13 protein-coding genes and 2 pseudogenes are annotated in these 12,721 nt (G+C 73.1%); 8 read left to right on the top strand and 7 right to left on the bottom strand.

What is annotated here, in order from left to right; all coding sequences use genetic code 11:
- Positions 1–17: 17 nt before the first annotated feature.
- Together ACIQZO_RS25270 and ACIQZO_RS25265 are read left to right on the top strand one after the other, a co-directional pair.
- Complete coding sequence (locus ACIQZO_RS25270; protein ID WP_403629999.1) at positions 18–764, top strand: MerR family transcriptional regulator; 747 nt, start codon at positions 18–20, stop codon at positions 762–764.
- Positions 765–775: 11 nt separating this feature from the next.
- On the top strand, positions 776–1,117 hold the full coding sequence (locus tag ACIQZO_RS25265) for a hypothetical protein (RefSeq protein ID WP_403629996.1): 342 nt from the start codon (positions 776–778) through the stop codon (positions 1,115–1,117).
- Positions 1,118–1,361: 244 nt separating this feature from the next.
- Here ACIQZO_RS25265 and ACIQZO_RS25260 read toward each other — a convergent pair whose 3' ends face one another.
- The 3 genes from ACIQZO_RS25260 to ACIQZO_RS25250 are packed head-to-tail and all read right to left on the bottom strand — an operon-like array spanning position 1,362 to position 3,633.
- Positions 1,362–2,165, bottom strand: a complete 804-nt coding sequence (locus ACIQZO_RS25260; protein WP_403629994.1) for a metal ABC transporter solute-binding protein, Zn/Mn family — start codon at positions 2,163–2,165, stop codon at positions 1,362–1,364.
- Positions 2,123–3,001, bottom strand: coding sequence for a metal ABC transporter permease (locus tag ACIQZO_RS25255; RefSeq protein WP_403629991.1), 879 nt, complete (start codon positions 2,999–3,001; stop codon positions 2,123–2,125). Before ACIQZO_RS25255 ends, ACIQZO_RS25260 begins: the two co-directional genes overlap by 43 nt.
- Positions 2,998–3,633, bottom strand: a complete 636-nt coding sequence (locus ACIQZO_RS25250) for a metal ABC transporter ATP-binding protein (RefSeq protein WP_403629988.1) — start codon at positions 3,631–3,633, stop codon at positions 2,998–3,000. The genes ACIQZO_RS25255 and ACIQZO_RS25250 overlap by 4 nt, the downstream gene beginning before the upstream one ends.
- A gap of 268 nt (positions 3,634–3,901) precedes the next feature.
- On the opposite strand from ACIQZO_RS25250, the gene ACIQZO_RS25245 reads away from it, so the two are divergent.
- Positions 3,902–4,321: a molybdopterin-binding protein gene (locus ACIQZO_RS25245; RefSeq protein ID WP_403629985.1), complete on the top strand. Its 420-nt coding sequence runs from the start codon at positions 3,902–3,904 to the stop codon at positions 4,319–4,321.
- A 15-nt stretch (positions 4,322–4,336) separates the two neighbouring features.
- On the opposite strand, the pseudogene ACIQZO_RS25240 reads toward ACIQZO_RS25245, so the two are convergent.
- Together ACIQZO_RS25240 and ACIQZO_RS25235 are read right to left on the bottom strand one after the other, a co-directional pair.
- Positions 4,337–4,720 (bottom strand): annotated as a pseudogene (locus tag ACIQZO_RS25240) (molybdopterin-dependent oxidoreductase); the annotation flags it as partial.
- Positions 4,708–5,448 (bottom strand): annotated as a pseudogene (locus ACIQZO_RS25235) (xanthine dehydrogenase family protein molybdopterin-binding subunit); the annotation flags it as partial. The pseudogenes ACIQZO_RS25235 and ACIQZO_RS25240, both read right to left, overlap by 13 nt.
- A 150-nt stretch (positions 5,449–5,598) precedes the next feature.
- Here ACIQZO_RS25235 and ACIQZO_RS25230 point away from each other — a divergent pair.
- The 4 genes from ACIQZO_RS25230 to ACIQZO_RS25215 all read left to right on the top strand — a co-directional run bounded on the left by ACIQZO_RS25230 (position 5,599) and on the right by ACIQZO_RS25215 (position 8,054).
- Complete coding sequence (locus ACIQZO_RS25230; protein ID WP_403629982.1) at positions 5,599–5,955, top strand: hypothetical protein; 357 nt, start codon at positions 5,599–5,601, stop codon at positions 5,953–5,955.
- Between the two features lie 75 nt (positions 5,956–6,030).
- Positions 6,031–6,450, top strand: coding sequence for an ATP-binding protein (locus ACIQZO_RS25225; RefSeq protein ID WP_403629979.1), 420 nt, complete (start codon positions 6,031–6,033; stop codon positions 6,448–6,450).
- Positions 6,451–6,609: 159 nt separating this feature from the next.
- Positions 6,610–7,305, top strand: coding sequence for an ECF RNA polymerase sigma factor SigK (sigK, locus tag ACIQZO_RS25220; RefSeq protein WP_403629976.1), 696 nt, complete (start codon positions 6,610–6,612; stop codon positions 7,303–7,305).
- Positions 7,302–8,054: an anti-sigma factor domain-containing protein gene (locus ACIQZO_RS25215; protein WP_403629973.1), complete on the top strand. Its 753-nt coding sequence runs from the start codon at positions 7,302–7,304 to the stop codon at positions 8,052–8,054. Before sigK ends, ACIQZO_RS25215 begins: the two co-directional genes overlap by 4 nt.
- Positions 8,055–8,074: 20 nt before the next feature.
- Here the strand turns inward: ACIQZO_RS25215 and ACIQZO_RS25210 are convergent, their stop codons facing one another.
- Entirely contained in the window at positions 8,075–8,524 is a 450-nt protein-coding gene (locus ACIQZO_RS25210; protein WP_403629971.1) for a GNAT family N-acetyltransferase, read from the bottom strand.
- A gap of 423 nt (positions 8,525–8,947) precedes the next feature.
- Entirely contained in the window at positions 8,948–10,459 is a 1,512-nt protein-coding gene (locus tag ACIQZO_RS25205) for a hypothetical protein (protein WP_403629968.1), read from the bottom strand.
- Between the two features lie 195 nt (positions 10,460–10,654).
- On the opposite strand from ACIQZO_RS25205, the gene ACIQZO_RS25200 reads away from it, so the two are divergent.
- On the top strand, positions 10,655–12,718 hold the full coding sequence (locus ACIQZO_RS25200; RefSeq protein WP_403629966.1) for a SpoIIE family protein phosphatase: 2,064 nt from the start codon (positions 10,655–10,657) through the stop codon (positions 12,716–12,718).
- Positions 12,719–12,721: the final 3 nt, after the last annotated feature.

Here is a 12,721-nt window from a genome sequence, read left to right as displayed (position 1 = left end):
CCGCGACGGTGCGCAGGGTGCCGGACCGGGAGGCATCCCTGCCCGACGTCGCAGCAGCCCACGCCAAGGCCCTGGACGTGCAGATCCGCACGCTGCGCCTGCGCCGGGCCGTACTCCGCGCGGTCGCCCGGCGCCGCCCCACCCCCATGGAGAGGGACCTCATGCACCGACTCGCCACGCTCTCCCGGACCGAACGACACCGGATCGTCTCCGGATTCATCGACGAGGCCTTCGAAGTCGGCCACGCCAACCCCGAGTTCGAGGCCATGTTGCGGTCCGTGGTCCCGGAGCTTCCCGACGATCCCACGCCCGAACAGGTCGAGGCCTGGGTGGAACTCGCCGGACTCTGCGAGGACGAGGACTTCCGTGCCGCGATCCGCCGCACGGCCGAGGAGCAGGCGCGGGAGCCCGACCGGCAGGACGCCGGCACGCTGCACGACGTCCTCAACCGGGCCATGCGCGAACGGATCGACGAGGCCGTGTCCGCCGGCCTCCTGCCGGCCTCGGCCAGAGGCGTGTTCCTCGCCGACTCACTGGGCGGCCTCTACGCCCACGCCTTCGAATGCGCCGACGAGGGCGACCTGCGCCGCTGGCTCCTGGCCCGCCTCCGGGCGGGCGCCGAGCCGCACGCCGAGCGCTACTGGCACCTCCTGGCCACGGTCAACGGATGGCCCCCCTCGCCCACGCTCGCCCCCGTGTTCTCCTGGTTCGCCACCGTCTTCGCCAAGGGCGATGCCGAGCATCACGAAGGGTTGACGCGATGAGGACGCGGAAAATGACATTCGGCCTGTACGCGGACGAGCAGGGGCTGGCGTGGGTCGAGAGCCTCGTCGAGGACGCCGTGCCCTCCCGCAACGTCCGGATCGTCGGCGCGACCGTCGCGCACACCTTTCCCGGGAGCGGGCTGACGACCGCCGACGCGTACGACTACCTCGCGCGGCAGTGGGCCGTGGAGCATCCCGGTCGCGGCAGCGGCGAACGCCGACCGGTCGAGCTGCGCGTCCGCCTGGTGTGCTCCCTGCGGACCCGGCGGGCGATGCACAAGGCAGTGATCAAGGCCCTCTGCCCGGAGGGGGAGCGCCCCCACGCTTGCCGGGTTCCCTGGTCGGCCGCCTGAACCGGCCGGTCCCCGCGGCCGCCGGCCTCGGGCGGCCCCGGGGAACTGGACGCCGCGCCGGCCCGGGCCCCGGACGGCTGAGGACCCCGTGAGGTCAGGCGGTCCCGACGCCGATCGCCTGGTCGTAGCGGAACAGGCCCGTGGGGTCGTAGCGGCGCAGTCATGGTGGCGGAGCGCCGGGGCGGACGGGCCGACGGCATGCCGAGCGCGCCCGGCGTGCCGTCACGCGGCTTCTAACACGGGTTCAGGAGCCGCCCATGGCCTTCTTCAGCTCGGCCGCGGCGTTGCGGTACACCGTCAGCAGGTCCAGGTCCTCGCCCGGGTAGTTGACGATCTTCACCTGTTTGGCGCCGGAGTCGGGCAGCACCGTGCCCGTGGACATGTGCGCGTTGTCCAGCACCAGCTGCGGCTTCTTCGCCGAGAGATCGGCCAGCTGCGCCGGGGTCACGGCCTCGGGTCCGTACGTGCCCACCGCGGTGGCGCCCGCGAGCTTCGCCGACCACGCGGTGAAGACCTGGGTGACGACGGAGGGGCTGCGGCCGCCGGGCCACGCGGCCTGGAGCTCCTGGTTCAGCTTCGCGTACTCGGTGTCGAAGCCGGTCTTCCACTGCGTGGCGGCCTCGGCGGTGCCGAAGAGCCCGGCCAGCCGGCCGACTTCGGCGGACACCTTGGTGGGGTCGTTGTCGAGCTCCACCTCGACCAGCTTCGCCTTGGACCCCGCGGCCTCCTTGATCTTCGCCGCGTACGGCTCGAAGGGCGCGTACAGCACGAAGTCGGCCTTGGCCACGGCCGCGAGGTCCGACGGCTTGGGGTCGTAGTCGGGGGCGTGGTGGACGGACTGCGGCACGATGACCGTGATGTCCTCGGCGCCCGCGGCCTTCGCGAAGGCGCCCTCCCACGTGGTGGTGACGACCACGGACGGCTTGCCGTCCTTCGGGCTCGCGGCGGAGTCCTCGGTCGGGTTGTCGTTGTTCCCGCAGGCGGCGGTCAGGAGGAGGGCCGCGCTCAGTGCGAGGAGGGAAGGGATACGGACGCGGGTGCGCGCCATGAGCTGATTCTCCGTTCGGGTATGAAATGCACCGCGAGGACCAGTGCCCCCGCGGTCAGGACGAGGACCGGGCCGGGCGGCCAGTCCAGCCACAGGGCCAGCAGGAACCCCGTCAGGTTCACCGCGACGCCGATGCCGACCGCCCACAGGGTGATCGACTTCAGCGAGCCGCCCAGGCGGCGCGCGGCGAGCGCGGGCAGCAGGGTCAGGGCGTCGACGAGCAGTGCGCCGGTGAGCTTGATCGCCCCGGCGACGGCGATGGCGACGAGCACCAGCAGCGCGGCCGTCAGCGCCCGGACGGGCACGCCGGAGCACTGGGCGAGTTCGCGGTCGTACAGCAGCAGGCCGATCTCGCCCCGCCGCCACCAGAACAGGCCCGGCACGACGACGGCCAGTACGCCGAGGACGGCGAGGTCGGCGGTGCCCACCGACAGGATCGAGCCCCACAGAAGGGCGAAGGCGCCGGAGGCGTTGACCCCCGACACGGCCAGCAGAAGCAGCGCCGCGGCGATGGCCAGGCTCATCAGCAGGCCCATCGCCCCCGACAGGCCGTCCGGGGTCCGGGCGAGCGGGGCCACCCCCGCGCCGGCGAGCGCACAGGCCACCAGCGCGCACAGCATCGGGTCGAGCCCGGTGAGCAGGCCGACGGCGATGCCCAGCAGCGCCACGTGCATCATCGCGAACCGCACCGGCATGATGTCCAGCCCGACGATGACCACACCGATGACGGGCAGGCCGATCGCGGCCAGCAGCAGGGCCGCACCGGCCCGTTGGACGGGCAGCAGCCGGAGGAGTTCGCCGAGGTCGGCGGTGGCCAGGTGCACGGCGGCGCTCACCGCACCTCCCGCAGACGGCCCGCGGCCATCTCCAGGACGCGGTCGCAGCGGTCGGCCAGCGCCCGGTCGTGCGTCACCACGATGAGGGTCACCGGCAGGGAGGTGAGGACGTCCGCGGCCTCCGACTGCCCGTCGAAGTCGAGGGCGGCGGTCGGTTCGTCCGCCAGGAGCAACTCGGCCCCCGCGGCGATGCATCCGATCGCCCGGGCCAGGTACATGCGCTGCAACTGGCCGCCGGAGAGGGTGTGCAGGGGCCGCCCGACGAGGGGGCCCACACCGAGCCGCCGCGCCGCCTCGGTCGCCTGCGCCGGAGCGTGGCTGCCGGCCAGCAGTTCGGCGCCGAGCAGGGGGAAGCGGCCGGCGGCCGGCTTCTGCGGGATCCAGGCGCAGGCGCGCCGCCGCCAGGCCCACTCGGCGGGCGACCTGCCCTCCCGGCCACCGACCAGGATCGAGCCCGTGGTCTGCCGGTGCAGGCCGAGGACTGCGCGCAGCAGCGTCGTCTTGCCCGAGCCGTTCGTGCCGGTCAGGGCCACGCGTTCACCGGCGGCGATCTCCAGATCGACGTCGGCGACGGCCTCCGTCCGGCCGTGTCGGCACACGACCTCCCGCATCCGCACATCCAGCCCGCCCATCACACGCTCCCGGCGATCGTCCTCCGCTGCGAGGGAAGGCGGATCTCCGCCTCCCACGGGGCAGTAGTCGGATGCGGGGCGCCCGGGGTTCCCGGCGGCCGGGATTCGGTTCTGCCGGGGACGCGTGCCCGTACGGGGGCCAGCCGGTCGGGTGGTTGTGGCGCTCTGCCGCGCGGGGGCGACGCGCACCGGTGCGGCCGGGTCTACGGTCGGTTCCGTGCGGCCCCGCCGGACCGCGCGAGGCGCCTGAGCACGAGGTCGAACCGTCATGAGTCTGAGCATCCGCAACCAGCTCGCGGGCACCGTCACCTCCGTCACCGTCGGCGCCGCCATGGCGACGGTCAAGGTCCGGCTGAGCCGGGGGCAGGAGATCACCGCGGCCATCACCGCCGACGCCGTCACGGACCTCGGCGTCACGGTGGGCTCCGCCGTGCAGGTGCTCGTCAAGGCCACCGACGTGGCCCTGGCCACCGGCCCGGTCGAGAACATCTCCATCCGCAACCAGATCACCGGCACGGTGGCCGAGGTCGCCACCGGGCCGGCCATGGCCGCCGTGAAGGTCAATGTGAGCGGCGGGGTCCTGACCGCGGCCGTCACCGCCGACGCCGTGGAGGCGCTGCGGTTGTCCGCCGGTACCTCCGTCGTGGCGCTGATCAAGTCGACCGAGATCTCCCTGGCGATCGCCTGACCCGCGGGCGGGGTCTCAGAGCTCCGGCGCCGTCACGGAGCCGAACCACACGTGCGTGACCGCGCTGACGTAGCGCCCCCCGCACCGGTCCGAGGGGACCACGAGCTGGGCCCCGGACCCGTCCAGGTCCTCCCCGTCCAAGCGGGTGGCGAGCAGTACCGGGCTGTCGCCGAAGTCGGCGTCGAGCTCGGCCCAGGCGAGGACGGTGCGGTGGCCGTCCCCGCCGCTGACGGTGAGCAGGAAGCCCGACCGGTCCTTGCGGCGGCGGGCGTCGAAGCCCGGTCCCGCGCTCGTGACCACGTCGCGCAGCAGCACGCCCTCGAAGACGTGGTGCTGCGGTCCGTTGGTCGCGCAGTCGAACACCACCTCGGCACGGTGCTGTTCGCGAACCCGCCACCCACGCGGCCCGCGACGACGCGGACCTCGTCCTCACCGAGGTCGTAGAGGGCGCACAGTGCCCGCCGGGTCAGGAAGGGCGCCTGCGTGGAGGAGCGGACGGTGATGCGCTCGCCGTCGCCCTCCTCCTTCGGTTCGAAGTACGCGACACTGCCGTGGGTCTCCAGGCTGGCGTGCTGCACGCGCTGGGTCCGGAAGGTCTCCTCGTGGACGACGTCCGCCTCCGCGTAGCCCGTCTCCATGTCGCCGATCGTGTGGTGGACCTCGCCGCACACGTTGTTCTCGGCGCGGAAGATCCCCGACTCGGGGCCCTTGGGGTGGATGACCGGGGCACCCGGGAGCATCGCCTTCTCCGGGTCGATCACGTACGGGAGCTCCTCGTACGTAACCACCACGCGGCGGCAGCCCTCCTCGGCGGCCTGCTCGCGCGTCGCGACCACGGCCGCGACGCGCTGGCCGACGAAGCGGACCACGTCGTCCAGGACCCGGGTGTCCATCGGGTCCTCGGTCGGGTGCTCGTGGCGGGCGGAGGAGTGCAGCCGGTCGGGGGCGTCGTGGTGGGTGAACACGGCGTGCACGCCCGGGACCTGGAGGGCGTCCCGGATGTCGATGTCGACGATCCGGGCGTGCGGATGCGGGGAGCGCAGCAGCTTCATGTGCAGCAGCCCGGGCACCTCGACGTCGAAGGTGTAGCGGGCCGTACCGGTGACGACCAGGGGCCCGGCGGGGGCGTGCCGCGCCGCCGGCGACGAAGAGGTGGTTTGTACTTCTGTGAGGTTTTTCCAATCCCTCACCCCGTTCGTGGCGAATCCCCGATGAGGCTCCTGAGGCACAAGGGGCCGCGGAACCGACCGTCCGATGAAGGGAAGGAGGTGAGTGCGATGACCGGTTCGCTGACCGCACGGCGCGTGATCGTGGGGGCCGCGTCCGCCGGGCTCCTGGCCGGCGGGTCGCTGCTGGGCCTCTCCGGCACCGCGAACGCCGCCCCGGCGGCATCCACCGCGGTGAGTTCGACGCTCACCGGCGACCACGACCGTGATCGCGACCGCAACCGTGACCACCGCCAGAACCGGTGGGACCGGTGGGACCGGTGGGACCGCCATGAGCGGTGCACCTGGGTGAAGAGCCACTGGGAGTCGACGTGGCATCACGGCAACGGGCACGACGGCTGGTGGGGCAAGAGCCACTCCAAGAACCACTGGGTCCCGGGCCACTGGAACTGCCACAGCAAGTGGTAGCGCCGCACCGGCACCACGGGGTTCCGGGGTCACCGCCCCGGAGCCCCGTCCGTTCCCGGCACAGCGAGGAAAGTCATGGACACCGCAATCGCACCCCCGGCACGGCCGAGGACCGTGCACCACCCCCTGCCGTCGGGCCCGCAGGCCGCCCGGGAAGCCCGCCGGAGCGCCGCTCGCGCCCTGGACCTGCACCCCGGCCGCTGCCCGCAGGAGACCGCCTGCGACATCCTGCTCATCGCCTCCGAGCTGGTCACCAACGCGGTCCGGCACGCCATGCCCCCGTACGCGCTCACGATCAGCCTCGACAGGGGCCGGGCGGGCATCTGCGTCAGCGACGGCTCCGTCTCCCTGCCCCGGCGCGGCGACGGCCACGGGCCTCTCGCCACCCGGGGGCGCGGGCTGCAGATCGTCCGGGCGCTCGGCGCCGACGTCTTCGTGAGCCGGTCACCTCGCGGCAAGCAGGTCATCGCCGTGATCAGCTGGCCGGACGGCTGAGCCGGGCATCGGTCGCCCGATGCCCGGCGCCCGATGAACGCGCTCCCATCCGCACGCCCGTCCGCTACGAACCAGCAGACCCACCCCCTGGATCTGCGGCCGGACCACCCTGCGGGTCTCCGGTCCCCGGTCGCCTCTCCGGACAAGGAACACCATGCGATGGACACCCCGACCCCGGCCGACCGCCCCCGGCCGGCCCTGCGTCCGGTGAACCGGCCGGACCGTTTCGATCCCGACCGCGCCGACCGCGCCGACCGTGCCGACCGCGCCGACCGCGCCGACCGCACCGGCCGCACCGGCGGCGCAGGTCCCGGCGACCTGCCCGAGGTCATGCGGCAGGTGGCCCAGGGCGATACCGAGGCGTTCTCCGTCCTGTACGACGCCCTCGCGCCCCTGGTGCTCGGGCTCGTGAACAAGGTCGTACGCGACCGGGCCCAGTCGGAGGAAGTGGCCCAGGAGGTCATGATCGACCTGTGGCGGCAGGCCGCCCGCTACCGGCCCGACTCCGGCAGCGTCACCACCTGGGCCGCGACCATCGCCCACCGGCGGGCCGTGGACCGGGTCCGCTCCGCCCAGGCCTCCACCGACCGGGAACGCGCCCAGGCCGCGCGCGAGCACCGGACGGCGTTCGACGAGGTCGCCGAGCAGGTCGAGACCCGCCTGGACAGCGAACAGGTCCGCCGCTGCCTGCGCGGCCTCACCGAACTCCAGCGCCAGGCGGTGACCCTGGCCTACTACCGGGGCCTGACCCACCGCGAGGTCGCCGAGGTCCTGCGCACCCCGCTCCCCACCGTCAAGACACGCATGCGCGACGGACTGATCCGGCTCCGCGACTGCATGGGGGTGACCACATGAACGAGCGCCGTTCCGACGTCCACGCCCTCACGGCCGCCTACGCACTGAACGCCCTCGACACCGACGAGCACGAGCCGTTCACCGCCCACCTCGCCCGGTGCGAGGAGTGCGTGCGGGAAGTGGCCGAGTTCCGGGCCACCGCCGCCCGCCTGGCCGGCGCCGTGGCCCAGCCGCCGCCCGCCGCCATGAAGCGGCGGACCCTGGCAGCCGTCGAGGCAGTACGCCAACTCCCGCCCCGAAGCGCCGTCACCGTGTCCCCGGTCCCGCTGCGCGGCGCGCTGCGCCGCAGGGCCGCCCTGCTCGTCGCGGCCGCGAGCGTGGCCGCCGCCGTACTGTTCGCCGGCCTGGCCGCCTGGCAGAACCAGGAGAGCCGCCGCTACGAGCAGCAGGCCCGGCAGATCGAGCAGAGCCTCGACGCCGTCGGCGCGGTCCTGGCGGCTCCCGACGCCCGCGCCACCTACGGCCGGACCAGCAACGGAGCCTCCACGGCGGTCGTTTCCTCAGCCCTGCGCAACCAGGCCGTCTTCACCGCGAGCGGCCTGCCGCGGCCCGTCCCCGGTACGACGTACCAGCTCTGGCTGGACCAGGGCGGCACGATGCGCCCGGCCGGTCTCCTCGACCGGGACGGCACCCTCCTCCTCGCCGGCGACACGGCCGACGCCGGGGCGGTGGGCCTCACCCTCGAACCCACCGGAGGCTCCCCCCGACCCACCACAACCCCCCTCGTCCTTCTGGACCTCCCGGCCTGACCGCCGGGTCCACGGCCGGGTCAGGGCGTCATGTCGTAGGTGACCCACATCGTCCGGGTGGCCAGCTGGTCGTACTTGGCGCGGGCGCGGTGGTTGTCGTCGGCGGTGATCCAGCGGACCACGCTCCAGCCCCGCTCGGCCGCGAGCGCGCGCAGGGCGCCGAGCAGCAGGTCGGCGGCGCCCGAGCCGCGGTGTTCCGGCGCCACGAACAGGTCGTCGAGGAAGCAGCCGACCGTCGCGGAGAGGGGGCGCGCGAACGGGCGGTAGTGGGCGAGGCCCAGGAGCCGGCCCTCCGTGTCCTCGGCCACCAGGGCGCCGACCTCGTGGTCGGGGTCGTTCACCCAGGACCACACGGTCGCGGCCGCTTCCTCGGTCTGCTCGACCTTGTAGAAGTCGGCGTAGCCGCGGTAGAGCTCGCGCCACTGTGCGAAATCCCCGGCCCGCACGGAACGCACGCTGATGTCGGACATAGGACTGGACTCCCGTGATCGAAGATTCGGTGCAGAGCATCGATCATGCGGGAGCCCGGCGGGCCGGACAGGTGCCGGGGTGTCGAAAACGCGGCTCCCCGCCGCGCCACGATGGAGTGTGGCCCGGCCGGGCGAGCCCCTGCGCGGCGAACACCGCGATCGGCGCGCAGGGGCTTCCTGCACCAGGTCCCTCCGGGGCCGCGAGAGCCGCCAAGCGGTCCGGAGGGTGGTGGCCACGGCCAGTGAACCAGGATCCGCCCCGGGCGGGGACCTGGTTCCGGGTACGGAATCGAGCCACTCCGGCCGGAATCTCTACGGTGGATCATCCAAGAGGTGAATGAGCCATATTCGTGCGCATTTGCCAGGCCAGATGGCACTCCGGTCCGGCAGGTGCCGCCTGTCGGACCGGTGTGCGGACCCCGGTCATCCGGACTTCAGGCGCCGGCCGATTTCCTCGCTCATACGGCGCTGGAGTTCGGCCAGTTGCTCGTTCGTGTAGCCCGTCAGGTCGCCGGGATCCCCCGGGTTCTTCGCGCCCGCCTGCTGCTGTTTCTCCTGCTCCCGGCGTTTGAGCTCCGCTTCCTCGGGCGAGCCGGGCGCCGCGAACGCGCACCGGATGAGCGCCCCGTCGGCGGCCTTCAGACAGGTCGCCTCGCGGCCGCCCACCTGGCCCTTCCCCTCCACCCGGTACCGGACGTTCTGCTCGCTGCCGACGGTGGCCGTCCACGTTCCGCCGCCGGTGGGCACGACCTCGAACACCTGGTCGTCGTTGTAGCAGCAGACGTCCCGGTACTCGGCCTTGATCAGGGCGACGAGGGCCTTCGGCGACGACCACGCCGGATCGAGGCGGTGGACGGTCATCGGTGCGAGCCCGCCGCCCTGGTGGCGGGTGGGCACCGTGGAGACGGCCACGACCGAACTGGCCTCGCCCTGCGGCGTGAGCGGGGTGACGTACGCGCTGCGTCCGGCCTCCTCGCGGTACCGGAGGGTGAGCTCGGACTCGTTGCCCTCGTTGGCACCGTCCTCGGAGGCGTCCCAGCCGTTGCGCTCGAACCACCAGTCGCCGAAGCCGCCCACCGCGGCCGTTCCCTCCCGCTGGCGGGCCGCGAGGCTGATCGGATAGGACGGACCGGGAACGGCGGAGGTGTCGGTGGTGACGGTGAGCTTTCCGGTGCGCCCGTCGTAGAGCGCGACCCCGGCGGGGCGCTCGGTCACGACGAGGATCCCGCTCTGCCGCTTGAGCGGCACGACGACCACGGGTGTGCCGCCCGAGCAGGTCACGTACGCGTCGTCCGCCTCGAAGCGCACCCAGCGCTTCTCGGCCGAGATCTTCCTGCCGAGGTTGTGGCTGAACCAGCCGCCGATCCTCGCGTCCGCCACGGACACGTCGAAGGCGCAGCGTTCCTGGCTGCGGCTCTCGCCGCCGAGCGGCACGTCCTGCACGAGGCCCACCTCGTACCCGGCCAGCCAGCCGCGCCGCTCCACCAGGGTGGCGAACCGGTCCGAGTCGGGCAGGTAGGTGATGTCGGCGATCTCACCGGTGACATCGCCCAGGTGTGGGGCGGCCTGCGCCTTGCCGGCCACGTACGGTACCCGGGCGCTCAGGTCGGGCACCGGCGTGGTCACGACCTCCGCGGTGGCCATGTACGCACGGTCCTGGAGGTACGAGCCGTACACCAGCCAGCCGACGGTGAGGCCCAGCCCGACGACGGCGCCCAGGCAGCCGAGGACGACGCCCGCGCTGCCGTCGCCCGTACCGCGCCCGGCACGGCGCCGCAGCAGCCGCACCACCAGCCAGCCCCCCGCGGTGCCCGCCACCGCCAGCAGCGGCAGGGCGAACCAGGAGAAGAGCTTGCGCAGCTCCCAGACCGCGATCGTCGTGCAGTACGAGGCGTACCAGAGCACGAACCCCAGCAGCAGAACCACGATCCCCACGCGCAATGCCCGACCCATCAGCGCCCCCGCCCCTCGGCCTCACGACAGTCCGTCCGATTCTCCACTCCGGACCGGACGGTGTCACCGGGGTTCCGGGGGGTTTCCCGGACGGGGGAGGGGGCCGCTCCTGCCGCGCGAGAGCGGGGGTGTCCGCATAATGAGGTGGAGGGAACGGCCTGCGGAAGGGGACGTCTCGTGCCAGCGGCTCGGCCGGGGGGCGAGGAGACCCACGGCCCGATCTGGTCAGAGCCCGGGTCGCTGCTGGAGCGCGTGCCCGTCGCCGTCCTCGGCATCGACGAGGACGACCGTGTCTGCTACTGGGGGCCCGGCGCCCGCGACCTCTTCGGGTACGAGCCCGGCGCCGTCCTCACCCGGCCCGGCGCCCTCCTCTTCGCCGACGCCTCCGGCGGCAGCTCCGCATCGTGCGCCCGGCTGACGGAACAGGGCCGTACGCAGGGCTACTGGCGGGGCCGGCTGACGGCACGGCATCGCGACGGAACGGCCTTCGACTGCGGCTTCCGGTCCTTCTCCGTGACCGGTTCCGGCCCCTCGGTGGTGATGATTCTGTCGAGCCGCAGCGACGAACTCGACCGGGTCAAGACCAATCTCGCCTTCCTCGACGCCCTCTTCGAGACCTGCCCCATCGGCCTGGTCATGGTCGACGAGGACCTCCGGTACATCCACCTCAACCAGGCGCTCGCCGGTATGGACGGCCTGCCGATCGAGGCCCACCTGGGCCGGCGCATGGACGAAATCATGATCATGTCCGACGGCGGCGAGTACGAGCGCATGCTCCGGGCCGTCGCCCGCGGCGGGGCGCCCGTCGTGGGCACCCTGGTCGGCGTGCGCCCGCGCGGCCACCCGGACCGCGACCAGGTCCGGTCCGTCAGCTTCTTCCCGCTGAGCCGGGCCGTCGGCACCCACTCCGGCGTGGGCGGACTGATGATCGACGTCACGGACCGGGAGCGGGCCATCCTGGAAGCCACCGCCAGCCGCCGCCGGCTGGCCCTCCTCGACGGGGCCTCCACGCGTATCGGGACCACCCTGGACGTCAACCTGACCGCCCAGGAACTCGTCGACGCGTCGATGCCGGACTTCTGCGACGGCTCCGTGGTCGAGATCGTGGAATGGATGGACGAGACCGAGGACTTCGACCCGGCGCGGCCGCTGTTCACCCGCCGGATCGCCCACGGGACGACGCTGCCCGCTCCGGCCACCGAGCTCGTCAGCGGGGTGGAGCGGGTGCGGTACCCGCCGGGCTCCGTCATCCACGAGATGCTGCGCACCGGCCGCGCCATCTCGGCGGTGGTGGACGAGGAGTTCCTGGCCCGGACCGTCGTCACCGAGTCACGCACGAGGATCATGGGCGAGAGCGGGGTGGCCTGCATTCTCGTCGCCCCGCTCATCGCCCGGGGCACCGTTCAGGGCATCGCCATGTTCGGCCGGTCCGCCGCCCGTCCGCCCTTCACCGAGGAGGACGTCAGCCTGGCCGGCGAGCTCGCCTCGCGCGCCGCGATCTGCCTGGACAACGCCCGCCTCTACAGCCGGGTCCAGGACATCGCCCTCACCCTGCAGCGCGCCCTGCTGCCCACGAAGCTGGCGGCCACCCCGTACGTGGACCTCGCCCACCGGTACGTGCCCGGCAGCCGGATCACCGAGGTCGGCGGTGACTGGTACGACATGATCAACCTGCCCGACGGCCGGGTCGTCCTCGTCGTGGGCGACGTGATGGGGCACGGGGTGTCCGCGGCCGCCGCCATGGGCCACCTCCGCATCACGACCAAAGCCCTGGCCCGCCACGGCAGCGAGCCGGCCGACCTGCTCGCCGAGCTCGACGTGTGCGCCCAGGAGGCCGGCATCGAGCTCGCGACCTGCCTGTACCTCGTCTACGACCCGCGCACCGGACGGGCCCGCATCGCCAGCGCCGGCCACCCCCCGCCCCTGGTGCTCCGGCCGGACGGCACGGTGCAGACCGTCGACGAGGTCCTCGGGGTCCCGCTCGGCGTCGGCGGCTGCCCGTTTCGGACCACCGAGATCGAACTGCCCGAGAACGCGACCCTCGCTCTGTACACCGACGGCCTCATCGAGGCCCGGGGACGGGACATCGAGGCCGGACTGGACGCCCTCCGCGGCGAACTGACCGACAGTACGGAACCGTTGGAGGACATGGCGGACCGCATCCTGGCCGGCCTGCTGCCCGAACCGCCGACCGACGACACCGTCCTGATCCTCGCCCGCGTCCACCGGGGCGCTCCCTGAGCC

It is taken from the genome of Streptomyces sp. NPDC097617 (assembly GCF_044761485.1).
Lineage (GTDB): Bacteria > Actinomycetota > Actinomycetes > Streptomycetales > Streptomycetaceae > Streptomyces.
This window is presented reverse-complemented; position numbering and strand designations above follow the sequence as displayed.

Bases quoted from the DNA above. Each gene is read 5' to 3' on its own strand.
- ACIQZO_RS25265 (WP_403629996.1), top strand. From the start codon at position 776: ATGACATTCGGCCTGTACGCGGACGAGCAGGGGCTGGCGTGGGTCGAG.
- ACIQZO_RS25260 (WP_403629994.1), bottom strand. From the start codon at position 2,165: ATGGCGCGCACCCGCGTCCGTATCCCTTCCCTCCTCGCACTGAGCGCG.
- ACIQZO_RS25250 (WP_403629988.1), bottom strand. From the start codon at position 3,633: ATGGGCGGGCTGGATGTGCGGATGCGGGAGGTCGTGTGCCGACACGGC.
- ACIQZO_RS25245 (WP_403629985.1), top strand. From the start codon at position 3,902: ATGAGTCTGAGCATCCGCAACCAGCTCGCGGGCACCGTCACCTCCGTC.
- ACIQZO_RS25230 (WP_403629982.1), top strand. From the start codon at position 5,599: ATGACCGGTTCGCTGACCGCACGGCGCGTGATCGTGGGGGCCGCGTCC.
- ACIQZO_RS25225 (WP_403629979.1), top strand. From the start codon at position 6,031: ATGGACACCGCAATCGCACCCCCGGCACGGCCGAGGACCGTGCACCAC.
- sigK (WP_403629976.1), top strand. From the start codon at position 6,610: ATGGACACCCCGACCCCGGCCGACCGCCCCCGGCCGGCCCTGCGTCCG.
- ACIQZO_RS25215 (WP_403629973.1), top strand. From the start codon at position 7,302: ATGAACGAGCGCCGTTCCGACGTCCACGCCCTCACGGCCGCCTACGCA.
- ACIQZO_RS25210 (WP_403629971.1), bottom strand. From the start codon at position 8,524: ATGTCCGACATCAGCGTGCGTTCCGTGCGGGCCGGGGATTTCGCACAG.